Annotated in this window: 26 protein-coding genes; 17 read left to right on the plus strand and 9 right to left on the minus strand. The window is 56.9% G+C overall.

The window, feature by feature from the left end; translation table 11 throughout:
- The first annotated feature begins 15 nt into the window (after positions 1–15).
- The 3 genes from RCH93_RS04765 (at position 16) to RCH93_RS04775 (ending at position 1,726) form a co-directional block, all read left to right on the plus strand.
- Positions 16–591, plus strand: a complete 576-nt coding sequence (locus RCH93_RS04765) for a flavodoxin family protein (protein ID WP_306547176.1) — start codon at positions 16–18, stop codon at positions 589–591.
- 242 nt (positions 592–833) lie between these two features.
- The gene (locus RCH93_RS04770; RefSeq protein ID WP_306547177.1) at positions 834–1,016 is read left to right on the plus strand and encodes a zinc-ribbon domain-containing protein; all 183 of its coding nucleotides are present in this window, start codon (positions 834–836) and stop codon (positions 1,014–1,016) included.
- 98 nt (positions 1,017–1,114) lie between these two features.
- Positions 1,115–1,726: a hypothetical protein gene (locus tag RCH93_RS04775; protein ID WP_306547178.1), complete on the plus strand. Its 612-nt coding sequence runs from the start codon at positions 1,115–1,117 to the stop codon at positions 1,724–1,726.
- Between the two features lie 76 nt (positions 1,727–1,802).
- On the opposite strand, the gene rlmN is transcribed toward RCH93_RS04775, so the two are convergent.
- Together rlmN and RCH93_RS04785 are read right to left on the minus strand one after the other, a co-directional pair.
- Positions 1,803–2,903, minus strand: a complete 1,101-nt coding sequence (gene rlmN, locus RCH93_RS04780; RefSeq protein ID WP_306547179.1) for a 23S rRNA (adenine(2503)-C(2))-methyltransferase RlmN — start codon at positions 2,901–2,903, stop codon at positions 1,803–1,805.
- Positions 2,904–2,974: 71 nt separating this feature from the next.
- Positions 2,975–3,844, minus strand: a complete 870-nt coding sequence (locus RCH93_RS04785) for a radical SAM protein (RefSeq protein WP_306547180.1) — start codon at positions 3,842–3,844, stop codon at positions 2,975–2,977.
- A 429-nt stretch (positions 3,845–4,273) separates the two neighbouring features.
- On the opposite strand from RCH93_RS04785, the gene RCH93_RS04790 reads away from it, so the two are divergent.
- A complete protein-coding gene (locus RCH93_RS04790) occupies positions 4,274–5,281 on the plus strand; it encodes a DUF4268 domain-containing protein (protein ID WP_306547181.1) in 1,008 nt (335 codons plus the stop codon).
- Between the two features lie 286 nt (positions 5,282–5,567).
- On the opposite strand, the gene serC is transcribed toward RCH93_RS04790, so the two are convergent.
- Positions 5,568–6,650, minus strand: coding sequence for a 3-phosphoserine/phosphohydroxythreonine transaminase (serC, locus tag RCH93_RS04795; protein ID WP_306547182.1), 1,083 nt, complete (start codon positions 6,648–6,650; stop codon positions 5,568–5,570).
- A gap of 49 nt (positions 6,651–6,699) precedes the next feature.
- Positions 6,700–7,164 (minus strand): tRNA (cytidine(34)-2'-O)-methyltransferase, encoded by a 465-nt coding sequence (locus RCH93_RS04800; protein ID WP_306547183.1) that lies wholly within the window; start codon positions 7,162–7,164, stop codon positions 6,700–6,702.
- A gap of 288 nt (positions 7,165–7,452) precedes the next feature.
- On the opposite strand from RCH93_RS04800, the gene RCH93_RS04805 reads away from it, so the two are divergent.
- The 11 genes from RCH93_RS04805 to RCH93_RS04855 all read left to right on the plus strand — a co-directional run bounded on the left by RCH93_RS04805 (position 7,453) and on the right by RCH93_RS04855 (position 18,799).
- Entirely contained in the window at positions 7,453–8,694 is a 1,242-nt protein-coding gene (locus tag RCH93_RS04805; protein ID WP_306547184.1) for an aspartate kinase, read from the plus strand.
- Positions 8,695–8,698: 4 nt separating this feature from the next.
- Positions 8,699–10,294, plus strand: a complete 1,596-nt coding sequence (cimA, locus tag RCH93_RS04810; RefSeq protein ID WP_306547186.1) for a citramalate synthase — start codon at positions 8,699–8,701, stop codon at positions 10,292–10,294.
- The gene (locus RCH93_RS04815) at positions 10,275–10,802 is read left to right on the plus strand and encodes a helix-hairpin-helix domain-containing protein (protein WP_306547187.1); all 528 of its coding nucleotides are present in this window, start codon (positions 10,275–10,277) and stop codon (positions 10,800–10,802) included. Before cimA ends, RCH93_RS04815 begins: the two co-directional genes overlap by 20 nt.
- Positions 10,799–11,752 (plus strand): tRNA (adenosine(37)-N6)-dimethylallyltransferase MiaA, encoded by a 954-nt coding sequence (gene miaA / locus RCH93_RS04820; protein ID WP_306547188.1) that lies wholly within the window; start codon positions 10,799–10,801, stop codon positions 11,750–11,752. Before RCH93_RS04815 ends, miaA begins: the two co-directional genes overlap by 4 nt.
- Positions 11,715–13,529, plus strand: a complete 1,815-nt coding sequence (gene recJ, locus RCH93_RS04825) for a single-stranded-DNA-specific exonuclease RecJ (RefSeq protein WP_306547189.1) — start codon at positions 11,715–11,717, stop codon at positions 13,527–13,529. Before miaA ends, recJ begins: the two co-directional genes overlap by 38 nt.
- 186 nt (positions 13,530–13,715) lie before the next feature.
- On the plus strand, positions 13,716–15,158 hold the full coding sequence (gene purB, locus RCH93_RS04830) for an adenylosuccinate lyase (RefSeq protein WP_373693258.1): 1,443 nt from the start codon (positions 13,716–13,718) through the stop codon (positions 15,156–15,158).
- Positions 15,158–15,427 carry a DUF4911 domain-containing protein gene (locus tag RCH93_RS04835; protein ID WP_306547192.1) on the plus strand — a complete coding sequence of 90 codons (270 nt, stop codon included), beginning with the start codon at positions 15,158–15,160 and terminating at the stop codon, positions 15,425–15,427. Before purB ends, RCH93_RS04835 begins: the two co-directional genes overlap by 1 nt.
- 28 nt (positions 15,428–15,455) lie before the next feature.
- On the plus strand, positions 15,456–16,817 hold the full coding sequence (gene miaB, locus RCH93_RS04840; protein ID WP_373693256.1) for a tRNA (N6-isopentenyl adenosine(37)-C2)-methylthiotransferase MiaB: 1,362 nt from the start codon (positions 15,456–15,458) through the stop codon (positions 16,815–16,817).
- Positions 16,818–16,847: 30 nt separating this feature from the next.
- Positions 16,848–17,504, plus strand: coding sequence for a histidinol phosphate phosphatase domain-containing protein (locus tag RCH93_RS04845; protein ID WP_373693259.1), 657 nt, complete (start codon positions 16,848–16,850; stop codon positions 17,502–17,504).
- Positions 17,505–17,530: 26 nt separating this feature from the next.
- A complete protein-coding gene (locus tag RCH93_RS04850; protein ID WP_306547196.1) occupies positions 17,531–18,400 on the plus strand; it encodes a radical SAM protein in 870 nt (289 codons plus the stop codon).
- A 132-nt stretch (positions 18,401–18,532) separates the two neighbouring features.
- A complete protein-coding gene (locus RCH93_RS04855; protein WP_306547197.1) occupies positions 18,533–18,799 on the plus strand; it encodes an RNA-binding S4 domain-containing protein in 267 nt (88 codons plus the stop codon).
- A 16-nt stretch (positions 18,800–18,815) separates the two neighbouring features.
- Here RCH93_RS04855 and RCH93_RS04860 read toward each other — a convergent pair whose 3' ends face one another.
- Positions 18,816–19,709, minus strand: a complete 894-nt coding sequence (locus RCH93_RS04860; protein WP_306547198.1) for a phosphoribosylaminoimidazolesuccinocarboxamide synthase — start codon at positions 19,707–19,709, stop codon at positions 18,816–18,818.
- 172 nt (positions 19,710–19,881) lie between these two features.
- Between RCH93_RS04860 and RCH93_RS04865 the strand changes: the two genes are divergently transcribed.
- Entirely contained in the window at positions 19,882–20,340 is a 459-nt protein-coding gene (locus RCH93_RS04865; RefSeq protein WP_306547199.1) for an Hsp20/alpha crystallin family protein, read from the plus strand.
- Positions 20,341–20,351: 11 nt separating this feature from the next.
- Positions 20,352–20,750, plus strand: coding sequence for an Hsp20/alpha crystallin family protein (locus RCH93_RS04870; protein WP_306547200.1), 399 nt, complete (start codon positions 20,352–20,354; stop codon positions 20,748–20,750).
- A gap of 7 nt (positions 20,751–20,757) precedes the next feature.
- Here the strand turns inward: RCH93_RS04870 and RCH93_RS04875 are convergent, their stop codons facing one another.
- The 4 genes from RCH93_RS04875 to RCH93_RS04890 are packed head-to-tail and all read right to left on the minus strand — an operon-like array spanning position 20,758 to position 23,773.
- Complete coding sequence (locus tag RCH93_RS04875; RefSeq protein ID WP_306547201.1) at positions 20,758–21,618, minus strand: DUF3108 domain-containing protein; 861 nt, start codon at positions 21,616–21,618, stop codon at positions 20,758–20,760.
- A gap of 1 nt (position 21,619) precedes the next feature.
- Complete coding sequence (locus RCH93_RS04880) at positions 21,620–22,477, minus strand: UbiA-like polyprenyltransferase (RefSeq protein WP_306547202.1); 858 nt, start codon at positions 22,475–22,477, stop codon at positions 21,620–21,622.
- Positions 22,478–22,479: 2 nt separating this feature from the next.
- Positions 22,480–23,052 (minus strand): UbiX family flavin prenyltransferase, encoded by a 573-nt coding sequence (locus tag RCH93_RS04885; RefSeq protein WP_306547203.1) that lies wholly within the window; start codon positions 23,050–23,052, stop codon positions 22,480–22,482.
- 1 nt (position 23,053) lies between these two features.
- Complete coding sequence (locus tag RCH93_RS04890; protein ID WP_306547204.1) at positions 23,054–23,773, minus strand: ubiquinone/menaquinone biosynthesis methyltransferase; 720 nt, start codon at positions 23,771–23,773, stop codon at positions 23,054–23,056.
- Between the last annotated feature and the right edge of the window lie 17 nt (positions 23,774–23,790).

The following is a 23,790-nucleotide window of genomic DNA, read 5'->3' on the forward strand; positions in this document are numbered from 1 at the left end:
GTCAGGAGGTGTGAAATGAAAGTTGTAGCCTTTAATGGAAGCGCCCGGAAAAACGGCAATACCGCCATGATGATCGCCGCCCTGTTCAAAGAGCTGGAAAAAGAGGGCGTTGAGACCGAGATGGTGCAGTTGGCGGGCGAACATCCCCACGGCTGCATTGCCTGTTACCAGTGTTTCAAGAACAAGAACGGCCGCTGCATTGTCGACCTCGACTGCATCAACAACTGCATCGAAAAAATGCTGGCCGCCGATGCGATTGTTCTCGCCTCGCCCACCTATTTCGCCGACGTCTCGACCGAAATGAAGGCCTTAATCGACCGCGCCGGCATGACCTCGCGCGCCAACGGCGACATGTTCAAACGCAAACTGGGCGCCGCCATCGTCACCCAGCGGCGGGGCGGCGGCATCCACGCCTTTGACACGATGAACCATTTTTTCACCATCGGCCAGATGATCATTGTTGGCTCGTCCTACTGGAACATCGGTTTTGGCAGGGAAAAGGGAGAGGTGGCGGACGACAAGGAAGGCCTTAACGTGATGTGTGATTTGGGCAAAAACATGGCCTGGCTCTTGCGAAAACTGCACAAATAAGGTGCGGGCAGGGGGGCTGGCCAGACGCTGTTTTCCGATGGTTGAGACGGAGGGTCTGCGCCTGCTCTGGCCTCCCAGCTTTTCTCTGTGGCGCCGGCAGGTTGCAAGCCGACAACTTCTTGATTTGTTAAAAATTAATTTGACCGATAGCCGAGAAAACCCTATAACAGAGCAAGGCGGAGGGCGCGGGACGACCGCGTTCTCTGCATATTGACGGAGTTACTGCAACCGGGAGAGAGGCAATGCTGGCTATCTGCGAGGAATGCTCAAAAAAATACAATATCGACGAATCCAAAATGAAGGGACCGAAAGCACGTTTTTCCTGCCAGGAATGCGGTCACATCATCGTGGTGATCAAGAATCCGTCGCCGCAACAGGACGCTCCCGGACACGCTTCGCCCGGTTTCAAGGACGGCAATTCGTGATGCACCGCGTCAAGCGTCGCCGGTTCAGCATGGCCCTGTTGCCGGCGCGCGCGTCTTCCCTGTCCTTTCTACTGAACCACGCGGCGTAATCCGGTTCCATGCTCATTCCACGGGAAAGGCCTTATCTGGAAGGTCTCAACAGTTATTACCTGCATCTCGAGAAATTCATTGAACACCTGCAGGGGGAAATTGGTTCCGGCGGCGTATACTGCGCCTCGCCCAACCTGGAGATGTTCATTTTTTTCAGTGAGCAGGAGGTGATCAGCAGTCTGTTGCAGGAAAAGGGCGCCGCCGCCCATTTTGCCCCGGCCTATGAACTGGTTCGGGGGGCCTTTTACGGCGGCAGCTTTGCGGCCAAAGTGTACCAGCTCGACCCCCACGCCATTTTTTTCTGGGCCCAGATGCCGCCGTTTCAACGCGCCAAATCAGCCCTGCGCTCCACTGAAATCCCCTTGCCCGACTTGATTTTTCGCTTGCGAATGAAACAATTTTCCGGATTTATCGATGTGCAACTTGCCAAGAAAAACGAGGGCGGCCTGCTCTTTTTTAACGAGGGCGACCGCATCGGCGGCTCATACACCTGGGGCAAAGGGGGTATGAGCACCTCGGATGAAGACTACAACTCGCTGCTCAGCCGGGTGCAAGCCGGAGAGGGCGTGTTCACCTTCGGCAGTTTCGCCAAAGAGGGCAAAACCGCAGCAGCGGAATAACGCCCAGCCTCGGTTTTCGACCGATTCCCACCTTGTTTGTTATTTATCGTTGCGCCGGGCCGGAAACAGCCGCCCGTTATGCAGCCTCGCCGTCTGTCGGCGCTCCCCCTAACATTGTTGCCTTTTTCGCATCCCATCCCTGGCCGGCCAATTGACCGCAGGCTGCTGCAATGTCCTCGCCCCGACTGGTGCGGATAAACACTGTGAATTCGCGGTCGCGCAGGATCTTCTGAAAGCGGAGCACGCGTTGTTCGCCGGGGCTGCGAAAACGGTCGCCGCCACCCGGATTGACCGCCAACAGGTTGATTTTGCAAGGAACGTCGCGCAGTAAATTCGCCAGTTGCACCGCATCCGCATCGGTGTCGTTGACGCCTTCCAGCAGGGTGTATTCAAACATGATCCGCTTGCGCCGCTTCTGGCGGTAGGTGCGGCAGGTCTCGATCAGTTCGGCTATGGGATAGCGTTTGTTGATCGGCATCAGACTGGTGCGGACCGCGTCGTCGGCGGCATGCAGCGAAACCGCAAGGTTGACGTCGGTCTCGTCGCCCAACTGCCGCATCTGGGGCACTAGGCCGCAGGTGGACACCGTGATCCGGCGGTTGGAAAAGTCAAGCCCGCGCTGCTCGGTGAAGATGGATATGGCGTCGAGCAGATTGTCGAAGTTGGCCAGCGGTTCGCCCATGCCCATGAACACGATGTTGGTCAGCGGCCCTTTGTCGTGGGCCAGCGCCCAATCCCGGACCGCGCAGACCTGGTTGACGATCTCTGCGGTGGTCAGATTGCGGCGAAAGCCCATGGCCCCGGTCAGGCAAAAAGTGCAGCCCATGGCGCAGCCCACCTGGGAGGAAACGCAGAGGGTGTTGCGGTCTTCCTCGGGAATCAGCACCGATTCAATGACCTCGCCGTCGTCAAGGCGAAAGGCGAATTTCACCGCGCCGTCGCGCGAGCACTGCACCATGGAGTCGTCAAAGCGGCTCATGGTGGCGGATTGGGCCAGGATGGCGCGAAATTCCTTGGCCAGATCGGTCATCTGGTCAAACTCAGTGACCCCAGGCCGGTAAATCCAGGCCAGAATCTGGCGGCCGCGAAAAGAGGGCTGCCCCAGGGATTCGACAAAGCGCACCAGTTGCTCTTGGGTCAGGTTCTTCAGATCAGTGAGCGCCGGAAACGTATTCATGCGTATATTCAACTTTCCTTGTTAACAATTTGATGTATTGATCTTTTAACCAAACCTGTTCGCGGCGCTGATCACAGCGCTCGGCGGGGCTCCGGTTTCAGGGGCACGAGGCCGGCCAGAGCCTGGTCAATAGTGGCCGACATCCGGTCGCGATCCTTGGGCAATCGGCCGCTGAGCGAAAAATAGTTAGAGGCGTGATTGGCGTGGAACTGGGAGCGGAACGGGGCTAAACCCGCCAACAGGCTGCGCAGTTCCAGGAACAACTGCGCCTGATCCGGCAAGGCAAACCGCCCGGCGCGCATCTGTCGGTACAGGGGCGTGTTGGGCAGCACCATCAGGGTGAGCACCGCGATCTGATGCGGCTGCATCCGGTTGAGCGCCGCAGCGGTGGCCAGTGCGTGTTCCTGGGAATGTTCAACGCCGGCAATCCCCAGCAGGCAGGTGACCGAAAGAAAGATTCCGGCGGCTCGCACCCGCTGCCCGGCCACAATCATGGCCTCGCTGTCCACGCCCTTGGCAACGGCGGCAAGGGTTGGATCATGGCCGCTCTCCAGGCCCATATACAACCGGCTGAGACCAAGGCTTTTATAGTGCGCCAGTTGTTGGTCGTCTTTGCCCTGGATGTTCTGACAGGAGGCATACGAACTGACCCGGCGAATCCAGGGCAGTTTTTCCCGGATGCGATTCAGCAGGGCGGTCAGCAGCGCATCGGGCAGGCCCAGGGCGTCGCCGTCGGCGAGAAACAAGGTGGTGTGGCGGCCGCACCAGGCGGCGGCAAAATCAAGGTCGGCCTCAATCTGCGCCCAGGGTTTGATCTGAAAAGGTTTGTCGAGGTATGCCCCGCAGAAGGTGCAGCGGTTGTGGGAACAGCCCGTGGTTGCCTGGAGGATGAGAGAGAAGGCCTCGCTGGGGGGCCGGATGATGTCGCCTTGGTAATCCAAAAGATTGAATAATTTCCTTGAAAATAATTACTCTGTGTTGATAATTATTCAACAAAAACAATGAGTTGAAGTTTCGATCGACTATCTTGAAAGACATTTTGTGGCACTCCAAATACAACCTTTGAATATTGAATTCCACAAACGAGTCCACAAGCTCGGGTGGTAGAAGCGGATGTGAGTTCACCGGATCAAAGGCAGATTTTCTAGGAGGTGTCACTTATGTCGCAGCGCTATAAGCATTTGAGAATCACATATTACGGAGTATATACATTCAGACAACGTGTACCGCAAGAGTTAGTGCCTCGGAATGAATTTCTTAGAGAAACATCCATTCACAATCGATAGCAGAAGACAGGTTGTTTTGTGGCGGTGACGTACTGCGTGTGTTGAAGCAGTTTTGAAATCAATTCTAGTTCCGGAGAAGTAGATATGGCTGCAACTTTCGGCTTGCTTGAAAGAGTGACAAACATTCGCGCACATTGGCCACGTGAAGACACAGATTTTACGCCTTGGTTAGCGGCAGAAGATAATATTGGTATCCTTGGTGACGCGATAGGCATTGAGCTTGAGGTGTTGGATCAGGAGAGAAACGTTGGTCAATTTCGGGCTGACATACTTTGCAAGAATTCAGCCGACAATACTCTTGTTTTGATAGAGAATCAGTTCGCGAAGACAGATCATAGTCATCTCGGTCAGCTGTTCACTTACGCCGCTGGACTTGACGCGGTGACGCTGATATGGATTGTAGAAACATTTACGGATGAACATCGAGCGGCTCTTGATTGGTTGAACCGGATAACCCATGATAAGTTTCATTTCTTTGGTATCGAAATAGAGCTTTGGAAAATCGGTGATTCACCACCAGCACCGAAATTCAATATCGTTTCAAAGCCGAATGAATGGGCTAAAACCATAAAAGAGAGCGCTGAGGCGAGTCATTTAACATCGCTGACACCATGGCAGGAGCTCCAGTTTGAGTTCTGGAAACAGTTCGGCACATTCATAACGGCAAATAATTCAGCATTCAAACCACCGAAGCCAGCAGTCACTAGTTGGATGGGCTATGGAATCGGAAGAGCATATACGACTTTAATTGTCACGTACTCGAAAAATGAAGCATGGGTTTATGTACAGCTTGATAACAAAGAACGTGCAACTTGGTTCAGATTGCTTCAACAAGATCAATTAGCAATTGATGCTGAATTTGAGGAGGAGCTTATCTGGGAAGAAAGACCTGATCTGAAATACTCTCGAATCCGGATGTCTATTGTGATCGACATGACAGATCAAAATAATTGGACATCAGCCTTTAGTTGGATGCTGAAGAATATGACGAAAATGAAGGCTGTTTTTAAGCCGAGGATAAAAGCGATCTCAGGTGAGATTGCTATGTTACCGGATGATAACGGCGAACAGCTAATTACGGCTCAAATTTAACTACGCGGCCGAAAGGGCAATCAGTGGCCAGGTCAGCGTGCTGTGATGCGGTAAATTAACAACGGAGAAAAGAGCTGGCCGGTTTGAGGTAGGGCGCATGCTGACCGCAAACCGAGAAGCGAAGCGTTAGAGCTCTTACTCTTGGAGCCAGTTAAAGAATATTCTTTTTAAAGAACTATTTCCTTGACATGTCATAGAGCACATATCATTTCGCCTTGGTAATCCACAGGCAAAAGCAGGGCGACTGCCCGCGATGAAACGGTCGCGGGCAGTCGCAATAGGCAGATTATCCGTTATTCTTAGCAAAGTCGGTCATGAACGAGACCAACTTCTCCACGCCTTCTTTGGGAAAGGCGTTGTAGATCGAGGCGCGGCAACCGCCCACCGAGCGGTGACCCTTGAGCCCGTCCAGACCGGCGGCCGTGGCCTCGCCAATGAACTTGGCCTCCAGTTCCTTGGTGGGCAGGTTGAAGGGCACGTTCATGGTCGATCGGGAGTCTTTCTCGGCGTGGCCGCGATAAAAATCGGTGCTGTCAATCATCTCGTAGAGCAGGGCCGCTTTTTCGCGGTTGAGTTTCTCCATGGCTGCGGCGCCGCCCACCTGCTTGAGCCATTTCATCACCAAACCCACGCAGTAGATCGAGAAGCAGGGCGGGGTGTTGAACATCGAGTCCTTCTCGGCGTGGGTCTTGTATTTGAGCATGGTCGGCACCTTGTCGCCTACCCGGTCGAGCAGATCGTCGCGGATGATCACCACGGTCACACCGGCCGGCCCCATGTTCTTCTGCGCGCCGGCAAAGATCAAACCAAACTTGCTGACGTCCACCGGCCGGGCAAGGATGTCCGAGGACATGTCGGCGATCAGCATCGCCTCCTTGTTGGGCATGGTGGGGAACTGGGTGCCGTAGATGGTGTTGTTGCTGACAAAATAGAGATACTCGCTGTCCGGGGCCACGGTGTATTCGTCGTCGCGCGGCACCCGCTTGAACCCGGTTTCCTCGCTGGAATAGGCCACTTCGACCTGGCCGAAAAGCTTGGCTTCTTTGATCGCTTTTTTCGACCAAACACCGGTGTTGAGGTAGGTGGCCTTCTGGCCGGCTTGCAACAGATTCATCGGCACCATGAAGAACTGCGAAGACGCGCCGCCCTGGAGAAAAAGCACCTTGTAATTGGTGGGAACGCCCATCAACTCGCGGATCAGGGCCTCGGTCTCGTCGGCCACGGCCATAAATTCCTTGGAACGGTGGCTCAGTTCAATCAGGCCAATGCCTTTGCCTTTGAAATTGACTATGTCAACCGCCGCCTCCTGGAGGACGGAATAGGGCAGAACAGCGGGACCAGGACTGAAATTAAAAATTCTCTCAGGCATTCTTTTCTCCTTGGGTGCAAACGTACATGGTGTGAGGACGTGATGTTGTTTATGGGCGGATTTGCCGCAGGGCTTCATACAGCACGATACCCGCGCTCATCGCCAGATTGAGGCTGCGGATATGGGGATTGCTCATGGGGATCGTCAGGCAGCGGTCACTATACAGCGTGAGAATGTCTTCCGGCAAGCCTTTTGTCTCCTTGCCAAAGATCAGCATGTCACCGGGAGCAAATCGCGCCTCTGTATAGGATCGGGTTGTTTTTGTGGTCAAAAAAAAGAGGCAGCGCTCGTCTTGACCACTCAGAAAGGTCTCGAAATTCTCCCAGTGGTTGATTCGGACCTGGGGCCAGTAATCAAGCCCGGCCCGTTTGAGATGCTTGTCGTCGACCTGGAAGCCAAGCGGATGCACCAGATCCAGCACCGTGTCGGTTGCCCCGCACAGCCGGGCAATGGACCCGGTGTTGGGCGGTATTTCCGGTTCAACCAGAACAATATGCAGGGCAGAGTCGGGCATGTGGCAACCATTGCGTGAGAGTGATAAAAGTGTTCCCGTATGTACAGAATATGGTTTGAGGTTGCAAATTTAAAAATACGTCTTACATTCGATCCTCCGCTTTTGGTTGCCGGATTCGGCTTTGGGGCGGACTTCCACGGATGGACCGCTCGTTTTTTCCTCGCTCTCACCCGGAACTCGTGGAACTCGTCGAGATCCCGATGCAGGATGGTCTGAGTCGTTGCTGGGCAACCGGCCCGTTGTTGCTCCACGAACTCACAAACTTCTTTTCTTTTTGCGGACACGATCATGGCGCTCATTGTTCAAAAATATGGCGGAACCTCGGTGGGTTCCACGGATAAAATCAAGGCCGTGGCTCAGCGGGTGATCAACAACCACAAGCTGGGCAACCGGATGGTGGTGGTGCTGTCGGCCATGTCCGGCGAAACCGATCGTTTGACCGGGCTTGCCAACGCCATTCAGCGCATTCCCACTCCTCGCGAGATGGATATGCTGTTGGCCACCGGCGAGCAGATCACGGTGGCCCTGTTTGCCATGGCGGTCAAAGAGGCCGGTTTTGACGCCGTCTCTCTGCTGGGCGATCAGGTGGCGATCCATACCGACAACATGCACACCAAGGCCCGGATTTCCTCGATTGACTCGACCCTGATCAACACCTATCTCGATCAGGGCAAAATCGTCACCATTGCCGGGTTTCAGGGCGTGACCGACCGGGGCGACATCACCACCCTGGGCCGGGGCGGTTCCGACACCACGGCCGTGGCCCTGGCCGCCGCCATGCAGGCCGACGCCTGCGAAATTTTCACCGACGTTGAGGGCGTGTACACCACCGACCCCAACATCTGCCCGCAGGCGCGGAAAATTGACCGCATCAGTTACGACGAGATGCTGGAACTGGCCAGTCTGGGCGCCAAGGTGCTCGACATCCGTTCCGTGGGGCTGGCAAAACGATTTGGCGTGCCTGTGCATGTCCGTTCAACTTTTTCTGAAAATATTGGGACCTGGGTCGTCGAGGAGGAGAAAATCATGGAATCCATGTTGGTGTCCGGCATTACCTACAGCAAGAAAGAAGCTCGAATCACCATCAAAAAGGTGCCGGATCAGCCTGGAATTGCGGCAAAGATCTTCCTGCCCATCTCCGATGCCGGCATTCTGGTGGACATGATCATCCAGAACACCCACGACGGCAAACTGACCGACATGACCTTCACCGTGCCGCGCGCCGATTACGACCGGGCCATGGACATTTTGAAGAAAGTGGCGGTGGATATCAGCGCCGAGGCGGTCAGCGGCGACAAGGACATTGCCAAGGTTTCGATTGTCGGCGTCGGCATGCGCAACCATCCCGGCATTGCCTCGACCATGTTCCAGATCCTGGCCAAAGAGGGCGTCAACATGATGATGGTGTCCACCTCGGAAATTAAAGTTTCCTGCATCATCGCCGAAAAATACACTGAACTTGCGGTCCGGGCGCTGCACGACGCTTTTGCCTTGGACAAAGAAAACATGCCGCTTGAAGAAGCAGAGTAACCCCATGACCCGAGTCATCGAACTGTACGACACCACCCTGCGGGACGGTTCCCAGGCCGAGAATTTCAATCTCTCGGTGGACGATAAAATCAAGGTCTGCCGGCAACTCGACCGGATCGGCATTGATTTTATCGAGGGCGGTTGGCCCGGTTCCAACCCGCTGGCGGTCGAATTTTTCAAGCAGATGCAGGGCGTGCAGTTAAAACAGGCCAAGCTGGCCGCCTTTGGCTCGACCCGGCATTTCCAGAAAACGCCCGAGCAGGACGCCAACATCCAGGCCCTGCTGGCCGCCAAAACCCCGGCGGTGACCATCTTCGGCAAGAGCTGGGACATCCATGTAATCGACGCCCTGCGCATCGCACTGGAAGACAACCTGCAGATTATCGAAGACTCGCTGGCCTATCTGCGCCCTAGGGTGCAGCATCTGATTTACGACGCCGAGCATTTTTTCGACGGATTCAAGAACAACCGGGAATACTGTCTGGCCACCCTGGGGAAGGCGATTGCCGGCGGCGCCGAAACCCTGGTGCTGTGCGACACCAACGGCGGCGCCCTGCCGCATGAGATTCCGGCGATCATCGAGCGCGTGCATCAATACTGCGCCGAACAGAACAGCCAGGTCAAAATCGGCATCCATTCGCACAACGACTCGGAAACTGCGGTGGCCAACGCCCTGATGTGCGTCCACCTGGGCGCCACCCAAATCCAGGGCACGATCAACGGTTTTGGCGAGCGCTGCGGCAACGCCAACCTGACCTCGATCATTCCGGCCCTGATTTTCAAGATGGGGCTGGAGTGCAAGGTCGGCAAACGCATCGACCAGTTGTACACCACCGCGCGCATGGTCAACGAACTGGCCAACCTGCCGCACAACCGCTATCAGCCCTATGTCGGCGAATCCGCCTTTGCCCACAAGGGCGGAATCCACGTCAGCGCGGTGCAGCGCAACCCCATGACCTACGAGCACATTGCCCCGGAAAAAGTGGGCAACGCCCGGCGGGTGCTGATTTCCGACCAGTCCGGCAAAGCCAATGTGCTGATGAAGGCGCAAAAATACGGCCTCAACATTGATCAGGACGACCCCTTGATGGCCTCGATCATCACCGAGTTGAAGGAACTGGAAAATCAGGGCTACCAGTACGAGGCGGCCGAGGCCAGCTTTGAGTTGCTGATGCGCAAGGCGCTTGGGCTGCAACGGCAGTTTTTCCAGCTTGAGGCCTTCCGGGTGATGAACCACAAGTACGACATGGGCCAACAGCCGATCACCGAAGCCACCATCCGGCTCTATGTCGACGGCGCCGAGGTCCACACCGCCGCCATGGGCGACGGCCCAGTCAACGCCCTGGATCGGGCGCTGCGCAAGGCTCTGACCCGGTTTTACCCCAGCCTGGAAGACATGGAGCTGACCGATTACAAGGTGCGCGTGCTCACCGGCGAATACGGCACCGGCGCCAAGGTGCGGGTGCTGGTGGAGAGCAAGGATCTGGAAAACAGCTGGGGCACGGTCGGGGTTTCGGTCAATATCATTGAGGCCAGTTGGCAGGCCCTGGTGGACAGCATTAACTACAAGCTGATGAAGGATGAAAAGACCGACTCCTGAGCCATACCCCGCCCCGGACGAGGCCGTGCATTCCAAGGACAAGCGTACGCTTGTCCTTTTTCTTTTCGGCTTGCTGGCGCTGGCGCCCCATTTTCTGCCAACGGCAGAGCCAGAACAGGATTATTTCTACGGGCTGCTGCCCGAAAAAGCAGGGAGTTCCTGGCAGATTATAAAGGCGCCAAAGGTCAAAGACAGCGGCGCGTCGACCCAGGTAGACCAGGGGGAATTGGCGGAATGGACCGAAAGCCTGCCGCTTGATCCGCTGCAGGAGGTCCCGGAATCTTTTCCCGCGAGGCTTTCGCTGTTTCTCAACCAACCCTTGCCGATCAATCGAGCCAACCAGCAGAGCCTGGCCATGCTGCCGGGCGTGGGTCCGCATCTGGCCGCCGCCATTGACCGCGAACTGCAGCGGCGGGGAAGGTTGTCTGGTCCCGACGATCTGCTGGCCGTGCCGGGCATCGGGCCGCACAGTTTGCAGCGCCTTCTGCCCATGGTGAGCTTTCAATGACGTCCGAATTTGCGCCGATAACGTCGCCGGTTGTCGTCCTGGTAGGGCCCACGGCCATCGGCAAGACCGAGCTGTCGTTGACCATGGCCGCCGAATTTGGCTGCGAGATCATCTCCATGGATTCGATCCAGGTTTATCGCCACATGGATATCGGCGCCGCCAAGGCAACTCTTGAGGAACGGCAGCGGGTCAGGCATCACCTGATTGACATTGTCGATCCGGACGAGCAATATGACGCGGCCCGATTTGTGACCGACGCCCTGGCCGCGATTGCGGCTATTTGTGCCCGGGGCTGCATCCCCTTGATCACCGGCGGCACCGGGCTGTATCTTTCCGCCTTACTCAACGGGTTATTTGACGAAATTAAAGGAAGCGCTGAGATTCGCGACAGCCTGCGGCAACGGTTGCAGGACGAGGGCAGGGAAGCGCTGCACCGGGAATTGTGCCGGATCGATCCGGAGAGCGGGGCGCGGATTCATCTCAACGACACCCAGCGACTGCTGCGCGGCCTGGAAATCTTCCTGGCTACCGGCGTACCCTGGTCCGAACATCTGCGGGGGCAGACGCGGCATCCGTTGCCCAATCGTTTTCCGCACCTGCTGCAGCTTGGGCTGTCCTGTGAGCGCGAGCTACTGTACGAACGGATACAAATGCGTTCTTTTAACATCATGCAAGACGCCTTTCAGGCAGAGGTTGAATCCTTGCTTGCAATGGGGTATGGGAGGCATCTGCCGTCCATGCAGTCCATCGGCTACCGCCACATGGGCAACTGCATTGCCGGCGTCTGGGACAAAGAAACCGCAACCGAGGCCCTGGTTCAAGACACCAGACGCTACGCCAAGCGCCAGTTGACCTGGTTCCGCCGCCTTGCAAACATCCAGTGGCGGGACATTGGCCAGGCCGACGCAGCCCTTGCCGACGTCGCCCAATTTCTCCACCAAATCCGTTAACGCATCGGCCAGCACCGTGTCCCTGCCCATACAACCCACCTATATTTTTCCCCCTCAGGCCGGCAGTCCGCAGGCCAAGCGGTTTGGCGAGATGATTGCCGGGGAGTTCGGCCTTGCGTCGCAACTGGGCGAACTCATGCATCATCGCGGCGTGCAGACCCTTGACGCTGCCCAGGAGTTTCTCTACCCGCAGTTGTCGATGCTGCCTTCGCCGGCGACAATGAAGGGCATGGTCCAGGCAACGGAGGTCATCCTGGAGGCCTGGAAAACGCGGCAAACGATCTTCATCCACGGCGACTACGACGTGGACGGCATCACCGCCACCGCCTTGCTCACCGCTTTTTTCAGAGAAATCGGCATATCCGCAGTTTTTTACATCCCCAATCGGTTGGAAGAGCGCTACGGCCTGTCGGTCAGCTCGATCAACCGGTTGCTGGCGCAGGCGGACGGGGCAAGGGGAGGGGTGCTGATTACCGTGGACTGCGGCGTTTCGGCGGTGCAGGAAGTTGCCTACGCACGGAGCCAGGGGTTGCGGGTGATTGTCACCGATCACCACGAACCGCAAGCCGTGCTTCCCGAGGCCGAGGCCGTGCTCGATCCCAAGCAGCGGGACTGCGGTTTCCCCTTTGCCCAATTGTCAGGGGTTGGAGTCGCCTTTTTCCTGGTGATGGCGCTACGCAAGGCCTTTGCCGAACAGGGCTTGCCAGGGGCCGCAGCGCTCAATCTCAAAAAATATCTCGACCTGACGGCCCTGGGCACGGTGGCCGACGTGGTGCCGCTTATCGGCGTCAACCGCATCCTGGTTCGCGCCGGACTGGAGGTGCTGTCGGCCCAGAACCGTCTAGGGTTGCGATGTTTGTGCGAATGTTGCAGCCTGGCCGACCGGGAAATCCTGGCCGAAGACATTGCGTACAAGCTCGCGCCGCGGATCAATGCCGCCGGACGTCTGGGCTTTCCCCGCCTGGGGGTTGAGTTGCTGCTGGCCGAGGACCGGGACAGGGCAGGGCAGTTGGCCGCTGAACTGGAGCGGATGAACGCTGAGCGCAAACAATTGGAACAGCAGTCGCTTGCAGCGATTGAAGAACAGTGCGCCCAACAGATCAACGCCGGCCGGGATGGATTGGCGGTGTATCAGGCCCAATGCCATCCCGGCGTTCTCGGCATCCTAGCGTCGAGAATTGCGGAGCGCTTCAATCGGCCCGCCATCATTTTCACCGATGAGCACGAAGGGGACGGCACGGCGCGCCTGAAAGGTTCGGGACGTTCAGTGACCGGCGTCCACCTGTTCCAGGTGCTGGAGCAGTGCGCGCCGCTGCTGGAGCAGTTCGGCGGTCACGCCATGGCCGGCGGACTCACCATCGACAAAGCCAGCCTGGAATCGTTCGCCGACCTCTTCAACCGTCAGGTGGCGCTGTACAGCGCAGTGTTCGCCCAGGTGCGCGGCATTGAGATTGACTGTTATCTTGATGATAAATCGTTATTAAATAAAAAATTTGCACGAGCCTTGCAGATGCTGCAGCCGTTTGGCGAGGGCAACCTAGAGCCGACCTTTCTTTTGTCCGGCGCCAAATTGGCGCAACCCCTGGGCGTCAACGGGCATCTGCGGTTTCAGCTCCGCGTGAGCGATCAGGAATTGTTTCCGGGCATCGGGTTTCGCCTAGCCAATGACACGCAGGATTTTCAGGCGCCGCTGGATCTGGTTTTTCACCTGAAACGCTCCTGGTTCAGGGGTACGGAGCGTGATCAGGTTCAGGCGCTCCATCTTATACCTCTTTGAATTCACACATTATAAAATTTAACATAATATATATTATGCGACGTTTGGTAGAGTTGTTTTTTGACCTCATCGATTCCAGGCACGTCGCAGGCAAGAGTACGTTTTGCGCAGCATCGCATTGAATTAATCGCGGAAACACGCTAAACACCACACACCTCATCCATGAACATCACCAAGAGCATCTCCATGAATCGCGACATCTATCAGGAACCATTGGTTTCCCGCTACACCAGTCGGGAAATGCAGGAACTTTTTTCCGAGCGTTTTAAATTCACCCACTGGCGCAAATGCTGGGTCGCCCTGGCCGAGGCCCAGCACGAACTCGGCCTTTCCGCCGTGACCGCCGAGATGGTGGCCGAACTCAAGGCCAACACCGAAAACATTGATTACGAGGCCGCAGCCGCCAAAGAACGGGAAATACGTCACGACGTCATGGCCCATGTCTTTGCCTACGGCCAGCAGTGCCCGTTGGCCGAGCCCATCATCCATCTCGGCGCCACATCCCAGTTTGTGGTCTGCAACACTGATTTGCTTATCCAGAAACGCGCCCTGGGCCTGGTTAAAAAATCGCTGCTCAAGGTGATCGCCAATCTGGCGGAGTTCTGCGCTCGTTATAAGGATTTGGCCACTCTGGGGTTCACCCATTACCAACCGGCCCAACCGACCACCGTTGGCAAGCGCAACACATTGTATCTTCAAGATTTACTGATGGATCTTGATTACATTGAGCAGTTGGAGGGCCAGATCAAGGCGCGCGGAGCCAAAGGCACTGTCGGCACCCAGGCCACCTTCATTGAACTGTTTGCCGGCGATCACGCCAAGGTGCGCGAACTTGACCGGTTGGTATCGGAAAAAATTGGCTTTGATCAGGTGTTTGCGGTGACTGGCCAAACCTATCCGCGCAAACTTGATATGAAAACTTCAGAAACCCTGGCCGGGATTGGCGCATCTGCCCATAAATTTGCCGTTGATCTCCGCCTGCTTTCCAACCTCAAAGTGCAGGAAGAGCCCTTTGAAAGCAAGCAGGTCGGCAGTTCGGCCATGGCCTACAAGCGCAACCCGATGCGTTCGGAACGAATGACCGGGCTGGCAAGAAAACTGATGGGGCTGCCGGCCAATTTTGCAGCCACAGCGGCCAACCAATGGTTTGAGCGTACCTTGGACGACTCCGCCATCCGCCGGATGGACATGGCCCAGGCCTTTCTGCTTACCGACGCCATTTTGAAGCTGTACATCAATATCACTAACGATATGGTTGTTTATCCTAAGCAAATTGAACGCCATCTCAAAGAAGAACTGCCGTTCATGGCCACTGAAAAAATTCTGATGGCCTGCGTTGAACGCGGCAAGAGCCGGCAGGAAATGCACGAGGTGATTCGCGAGCACTCGGTGGCCGCCGGATCTGATGTAAAAAATCAAGGACTGCGCAATAACCTCTTGGATCGACTGGCCGAGGACGAGCGCGTGCCTTTTGATTACCAGGAACTCAACGGCCTGATCGGCGACTATCAGCAGTTTACCGGCCGCGCCGCCGTGCAGACAGAAGAATTTCTCCGGGAACAAGTTGCGCCGGTGCTGGAGAAACACCAGCATCTTCTGGGAGACGTCGACGCCTCTCTGACCGTCTGATGTCCCCTGCCCCCTCTGCTACGCCTGCAACCGCACTGCCGCGCCTGGTTGAATGGCATCTGCGCATCCGACCGGAGAAAATCAGCTGGCTGCGCTTTATCTTGGAAGGGTATGACGGGCTGGCCGTTCTTTCCACTGTCTCGGCCAAACAAGGTCTGGTGCGGATGCAAACCCTGGATTGCCGATTTATCGAAACCATGCGTCTGCTTGAGGCCCTGGCCGGTGATCTGACGCTGTTTCCCCGTGACACACCAGGAGGAAATACATGAATTTTGGACTGAACGTCCCTGTGAATCCGTGTTTATGAGCAAGAATCTGTATATCAAGACCTTTGGCTGCCAGATGAACGAGCGGGACTCGGAAATCATCGAGCAGTTGCTGGCCCAGGAAGGCTATGTGCCGACCGACTCCGCCGTCGGGGCGGACGTTGTTCTGATCAACACCTGCAGCATCCGCGAAAAAGCTGAGCAAAAGGTGTTCAGCCTGTTGGGACAACTGCGCGAGGAAAAAGCCAGCAATCCTAATCTGCTGATTGGCGTCACCGGCTGCGTTGCCCAGCAGGAGGGCGAACATATCCGGGAACGGATGCCTCATGTTGATCTGATCGTCGGCACCCAGCAGATCTATCGGTTGCCGGAGATGCTCGACCGCTTGACCCAGCGGGTGAGCGCCAGGGAAATCGCCACCGACCTGGAGGCTTCCTTTGCCATCCCACCCTTCCAGAAACTGCTGATCAATGCGCCCCCCTCCCCTACCCCGCATGGTTTTCGACGTTTTGTCACCATCATGCAGGGCTGCAACAACTACTGCAGCTATTGCGTGGTTCCCGGCACCCGAGGCCGCGAAATCAGCCGGCCGGTGGCGGACATTGTCGAGGAGGTGGAAATCCTTGCCAGTCAAGGCGTCAAGGAAATCACCCTCTTGGGACAGAACGTCAATTCCTACGGACTGACCAACAAGGTGGCGGAGACCGAGGTCGGTTTTGCCCAATTGCTGCGTCAGGTGGCCGCAATCAAAGGGTTGCGTCGACTGCGGTTCACCACCTCGCACCCCAAGGACCTCTCCGAACCCCTGATGCGCTGCTTTGCTGAGATTGACATCCTTTGCCCGCATTTCCATCTGCCGGTTCAGTCCGGCTCGAATGCGGTGTTGGAGCGGATGCATCGGAAGTACACGGTGGAAAGTTATCTCGACAAGGTGACCAAACTGCGCCAATTGCAACCCGACATCGCCCTAGCCACCGACATTATTGTCGGTTTTCCCGGGGAAACCGAAGCGGATTTCCAGGCCACCCTGGACCTCTTACGCACGGTTCGTTTCCATGGCTCCTTTTCCTTCAAATATTCGGATCGTCCCCACACCCGGTCTGCCGATTTCACCGACAAAATTCCGGAAGAGATCAAAAGCAGGCGTTTGCAGGAATACCAAACGCTGCAGGACGAGATCTCTTTAGAGCGAAACTCCGAATCCATGGGCCGTGAAGTTGAGGTTATGGTTGAAAGCGGCGACCATGCGGCGTACCGGGGACGAACCCCGGTCAACCAGGTGGTGCATTTTGCCGCCGACGGCCAATCCTTTGCGCCCGGCGATCTGGCCAGGGTGGTGATTGACCAGGCCGGCAAACATTCCCTCAAGGGCCGGCTGCGCAGCGAACCTTAACATTGGCTTTCAACTCACTGAAAAATCATGATGATTGATCTCCATACCCATACTTTTTTCAGCGACGGCGCCCTGGTGCCGTCCGAGCATGTCCGTCGGGTTGAACACCTGGGCTACGCGGCCATTGCCATTACCGACCATGCTGACTCTTCCAACATTCATATCCTGATCCCCAACCTGATCAAGGCGGCCCGGGATTTGAACCCGGTCAACACCACCCAGTTGATCATCGGCGTGGAACTGACCCATGTGCCCCCTGCCCTGATTGGCCCGTTGGCGGCGCAATCGCGGGCCTTGGGCGCTCAGTTGATTGTGGTTCACGGCGAGACCCCGGTGGAACCGGTGCTGCCCGGAACCAATCGCGCCGCTCTGGACGCCGATGTTGATCTGCTCGCCCACCCCGGTTTTATCACCGAGGAAGAGGCTGCCCTGGCGGCAAAAAAAGGGATTCTCCTGGAACTCTCGGGCCGCAAGGGCCACAGTCTCACCAATGGGCACGTCGTCCGGATGGCGGAAAAAACCGGGGCATTGCTGGCTATTAACGCCGACGCCCACGCGCCCGGTGATTTTCTCACTGCGGAGATGGCGGAAAAGGTCGGCCTGGGCGCGGGCCTGAGCGCAGATCAATACCTGCAAGTTCGTCGCAACATGGCGGAATTGGTTGCACGACTTAAACCACTTGCTTAATCTTTTATTTTTTGACGTCCGCCTCCATGCACTATCAAGGAACCATCTACCGGCCGCCCAGCGAGGCCAACAGCATCCTGTTGCAGGCGACCACCGGCTGCTCCCACAATAAATGCACCTTTTGCGGCATGTACAAGGGGCAGCGTTTTTCAATCAAGTCCGACGAGGTCATCTTTGCCGACATTGATTATGCCGCCGAGCATTTTCCCCATGCCCGCCGGTTGTTTCTCTGCGACGGCGACGCCCTGATCATTCCTCAGAAACGGCTACTTGCCATTCTCCAGCGGATTGAAAACCGACTGCCGCAGATCACCCGAGTGGGCATATACGCCAACAGCAAATGTCTGCAACTCAAGACCGTTGAGGATTTGCGGGAATTGCGTCGACACGGGCTGGGCATCGCCTACATGGGGTTGGAGAGCGGCGACGACCCCACCCTGACCTGGATGCGCAAAGGCGCCACAGCCGAACAGATGATTGCCATGGGCCAAAAAGCCAAGGCCGCAGGCATCCCCTTGTCGATCACGGTGCTGCTGGGCATTGCCGGGCCGGAGCGTTCGGCCGTCCACGCCGTTGAAACCGGACGGGTGTTGAGCGCCATTGACCCCGAATTCGTGGGGGCGCTCAGCCTGATGCTGGAACCAGGGACCGCGCTCCATGCCGAAATCCAGGCCGGCCGCTTTGTTCTCCCCGAACCGTTGGCCGTGTTGCGGGAACTGCGCGCCATGATCGCCGCCACCAACCTCAACAACGGCCTCTTCCACGCCAATCACGCCTCCAATTATCTGCCCATCCGGGCAAAATTGCCCGAAGACAAAGCGCAGACCCTGGCCTTGCTTGATCAGGCCTTAGCCGGCGCCTTGGCGCTCAAACCCGAATTCCTGCGAGCGCTGTAAATCCGGTTTACAGATCAAACGGTCTCGACCATCCCAAGCTGGCGGCGCCTTTTTTCCCACGACGACATCCAAACCAATCGTCGTAGCCGGAACAGCATTCCCAATCCCCTTTTTCCCTGAGGTCAGCATACTGTGCACAACGATGGCGACGTAACCATTGCGGTGGTGAACACCGACTATATTGAATTGGACAAACTGCTCAAGCGCGAAAATCTCGCCGCCAGCGGCGGAGAGGCCCGGTATCTGATCAGTCAGGGGTTGGTGCAGGTGAACGGCGTGGTGGAAACCAGAAAACGAAAAAAGCTCTATGCAGGCGATGTGGCGACGTACAACGGGGTGGCGATACGGGTGGCGGTTCAGCTCTCCTCTGCCGACGACGGCTTGGCAGAGGAGAGCTGAACAACGCGGACAGCGCTTAGAGGGTCAGCTTGTGCTGCGCCTCGAGGTAGCGGCTTTGGGTTTTTTCAAGAATTTCAGCCGGCAGCGGCGGCGGCGGCGGCTGTTTGTTCCAGTCGAGCGAAGAGAGGTAGTCGCGCAGGAACTGCTTGTCGAAACTCGGCTGCCCCTGGCCCGGAGTGTACTGATCCAGCGGCCAGAACCGTGAGGAGTCCGGGGTCAGCACCTCATCCACCAGCAACAGGGTATTATCGTTGTCCATCCCCATTTCAAACTTGGTGTCAGCGATGATAATCCCCTTGGTGCGGGCGTAATCGGCGGCTTGTTGATAGAGACGGACGCTGACCTTGGCCATGGCGTCGGTGAGTTCAGCACCCACCAGCTCGCGCATCCGCTCAACCGAAATGTTTTCGTCGTGCAGCCCCAGATCCGCTTTGGTGGACGGGGTGAACAGCGGTTGGGGAAACTTGTCGGACTCACGCATGCCCGCAGGCAGGGCAAACCCGCAAACCGTGGTGTTTTTTTGGTACGCGCTCCAAAAGGAACCAGAGAGATACCCGCGGACGATGCACTCAATCGGCACCACCCTGGTCCGCTTGACCAGCATGGACCGACCTTCCAACTGATCGCGATATTGACGGCACACCTCGGGAAACTGGTCGACCTCGGCGCTGATCAGGTGATTGGGGACAATGTCGCCCAGCAATTTAAACCAGAACAGGGAAATCTGGGTCAGCACCTTGCCCTTGCCGGGGATAGGGTCGGCCATGACCACATCGTAGGCGGAAATCCGATCGGTGGCCACCATCAGCAGTTTGTCTTCATGGCCCGGAATTTCGTACATATCCCGGACCTTGCCGCGATGCAGCAGGTGCAGATCCGGACAATTGGTGGCGATTACAGCCTCACTCATTTTTCACTCCTCAAACATAAGAATTCAAGACAACGGCGTTTACGGATATTGTTGTCGTTTTGCCCTGAAAAAGCAACCGCCTTTGCAGGTGCGGTTCTCGTCCTTGACAACTTCTTTCAGCGCCTTACTTTTCCCATCATCACAAACCATTGACCCCACAAGGAGGTGCAGCATGGCATTCATACGATTTGCAGATCGACCGGCCTTCCGCAATCCCTGGGCCGAATTTGAACGGATTCGTCAGGGGCTCGACGAACTTTCCCGCTCCTACGTCGACAAGGGCAAGGTCCAAAGCCGGGCCAACGTCTACCCGGCGCTCAACATTTATGAAGAAGCCGACCGGGTGATTGTGACGGCGGAATTGCCTGGAGTCAAGGCCGAAGACCTGGAACTGTCGATTGAGGGCGACACCCTGACCCTCCAGGGCAAGCGCGACAGCCGCCTCAGCGAAGCCGGCGTGTCGTACCATCGCCGTGAAATCGAATCCGGCAGTTTCAGCCGGGCTGTGGCCCTGCCGATCAAGGTCGATTCCGAGCATGTCGGCGCAAAGCTCAACAACGGCATCCTCACCATCACCCTGATGAAGGCGTCCGAACTCACTCCCCGTCAGATCAAAGTCACCGCCGAATAGGAGGGAACAAGATGACCGAGCAGGAACTGAAAATCCAGGAGAAAAAGACCGCGCCGCCAAACGGTGAAACCACCAAAACCGAAACCTACTTTGCCCCGCATGTCGACATCTTTGAAACCGAAAAAGACGTGACTGTGATTGCCGACATGCCCGGCGTGAGTCCCGAGGGCATTGACCTTTCCCTGGAAGACAACATTTTGACCATTCAGGGCCATCGCCCGCTGCAACAACAGACAGGCCGGCTCATTTTGGAGGAATACGAAAGCGGTCAGTACATGCGGCGGTTTACGGTGGCGGAAACCATTGATCAGGACAACATCGAGGCCTCCCTGGCCGACGGCGTGCTCAAGGTGCGGCTGCCCAAGGTCGGGCCGGCGCAACCCAAAAAAATCGAAGTCAAGATCGGCTAGATCGGCTTCACCTCATTGTTTCCTGAGGTCGGCCTCCGGACGTTGTTTTCAATTCAGGGCAGGCGGAATTGGCGTAATCGACCAGTTCCGCCACCAACGATCCCACCACAATCTTGGAGTGAATCTCCACCGGAACCCGGCACCGATCATCGGTCAGCCAGAGGATGGTGTCGCCGCTCTTGTCGTACAAACCCTTAAAGTGCATCTTAGGTTGCACTTTAAGGGTTTGCTTGTCGCCAAACACCGTTGCCCGTTTTTCCCGTTCGATCACCGAAACCCGCACTTCATGGCGTTTTTTATCGGCAAAGGTGGGCACCACAATCTCCTCGCCTACCCTGAACGCCAGCGCCCTGGTGATGATGAACGAGGCAAATTCGTTGTACGCTTGACCGGCCAAGGCAAAGGTCTGCGGTTGTTCCTTATTTTTTTGATACCGCACCACCCGCGCCTGCTGGTCAAACAGGGTCAGGCGAGTGGTTTCCCGGCCATAGCCTTCCTTTTGCTCGACTTCATAACGGTAGGGCAGTTTCATCGGGCCGCCGACCAGACAGCGGAAGGCGTCGTCCACCGGATAGAACACTGCCAGCGGTCCATAATCCTTGACCTTGGCGGCGATGACGTAGGCGTTTGGCTGCGATTTTTCCGGGCGAATGCTCAGATAAATGTCGCCAATCTTGACGCCGCCGCTCCAGGAAACCGCGTAGTGCATGGTTTCGTCGCCGGAAAAGATGGCGGCCAAGGTGGCCGCGTGCACCTGGGCGGCCTGGAGTTCACTGACGGCGCCGACGTCGGCGGATTGCGAGGTCGCACTGCCGGCGCACAGCAGACAACACGACAGGGCTGCGAGCCCGGAGCGGAGCGTTTTCATTTCAGGAGGCCGTTGCCAACGCCAGCCAAGTGGCGCAAAAAAGCGTCAGGGCAATCAATCCGTTCATGGAAAAAAAGGATTGGCGAATGCGGGAGAGATCTTTGGGGGTGACGATGAGATGCTGGTAAAACAGGGCTGCGCCGGTGACGGCAAGTCCGGCGTAATACCACAGGTTAAGTCCCTGGTGGAGCCCGGTCAGGGTGAAGAGGACAAAGGCCAAGACGTGAAAAAAAACGGCAATGCGAAAGCCGTTGCGGCGGCCAAAGATCGCCGGCATTGAATAGAGCCCGGCTTCTCGGTCGAAATCGGCGTCAAGGCAGGCGTAGATGCAGTCAAAACCAGCCACCCAAAAAAGAACGCCCAGCGACAGCACCCACGGGTAGCCGTCAAGAGTTGCGGCTGCGGCCACCCAGCCGCCCAGCGGCGAAAAGGCCAGCGCCACTCCGAGCACCACATGGCAGAACCAGGTGAAACGTTTGGTCAGGGAATAGAACAGCGTCAGCGTCAAGGCGGCCGGAGCGATCTTCAGCGTCAGCGGATTGAGCATGTAACAGGCGAAAATAAAGAGCGCGCTGGCCGACAGCACCATGCCCCAGGAGGCCAACAGCGTCACCTCGCCGGCGGGCAGGGCGCGTCCGGCGGTGCGCGGGTTGGCGGCGTCAAAGCGCAGGTCCGCGATGCGGTTAAATCCCATGGCGCTGGTCCGCGCCCCCACCATGGCCAGAATCACCCAGAAAAACACCGACAGATTTGGCGCGCCCCGCTGGGCAAGAAAAGCGCCCATCAGGGCAAAGGGCATGGCAAAGACCGTGTGCTTGAATTTGATCATCTCAAGCAGGATGGCGATTTTTTTCCACATAGTCAAAATCCCTGCCACCGTTTAATGGACCCGGCGGGCACGGCCACGCCGAGAAGATCGCAGATCCGGGCGGCAAAGTGCAGGGCCATCTCGTCCATATCCTTGGGGCGATTGTAAAATGAGGGCATCGGCGGACAAAGAATGGCGCCGGCCTCGTGGGCGGTCAGCATGTTGTTGAGATGGGTGCGATTAAGCGGCGTTTCCCGGACGGCAAGCAGCAAGGGACGTCGTTCCTTGAGGGTGACGTCGGCGCAGCGGTGCACCAGGTTGCCGCAATAGCCGCCGGCAATCGCGGCCAGGCTGCCCATGGTGCAGGGTAGCACCACCATGGCGTCGTAGGGGGCGGAACCCGAGGCCGGCGGCGCGGTGAAATCGTCGGGCGCAAACCAACGGGTCACCTGCGGCAATTGCTCCGGGTCAAGCCCCAATTCAAAACGCAGCACTTTGCGGCCCGAATCTGACGCGATGCCGTGCACCTCAATGTTTTGCGCCGCCAGCAATTGCAGCAGGGCCGGGACATAGAGCATGCCGGTGGCGCCGGTGATTCCCAGGATGAGGCGCTGACAATCGGCCATGTTATCCCTTGACTCCGATGTAGATGGACACAATGCCAAAGGTCAAGGGGATGCGCTGCACGGTGGCAAAACCAGCCTCACGCATCAAGGCCAACAACTCTTCCGGCTCGTAAAAGGCGGCAATCGAAGAGGCGAGGTATTGGTAGGCTTCCTTGTCGCCGGAAATGAGCCCGGCCACCGCCGGCAAAACCCGATTCAGATAAAAACTGTAAATCGGCTTGATGATCGGATTGGTCGGCCGGGAAAATTCAAGAATCAGCAATTTGCCGGAGGGCTTAAGGATGCGGTGCATCTCCTGCAAACCCTGCAGGGTGCGGGACAGGTTGCGCACCCCAAAGGCCACGGTGCAGCCCCAGAAGCCGCTGGTCGGCGCTGGAATGATTTCACCGTCGCCGCAGACCGGAAAGATGCGGGGTTTACGATGATCGGTGGGCAGCGCTTTGGCTCCGGCCCGCAACATGTCTTCGCAAAAATCAACGGAAAGCACCCGGCGGTTTGCCGCTTGTCGGGTCAACTCCAGGGACAGAGGCAAGGTGCCGGCGCAGAGATCAAGCACCCAACCGTCGGGAAATTTTTTCAGCAGACGAGTGGTCCGCCAGCGCCAATAACGATCAATCTGCAGGGAAAGCAGTGAGTTAAGCAGATCGTAGCGCCCGCTGATCGAAGAAAATTTCTCTTTAACAAATTTTTTCTTGTCGTCGGGAAGCGTGATGTTTTTCATAAGTATATGCGAACAAC

Source organism: Desulfobulbus sp., assembly GCF_030824455.1.
Lineage (GTDB): Bacteria > Desulfobacterota > Desulfobulbia > Desulfobulbales > Desulfobulbaceae > Desulfobulbus.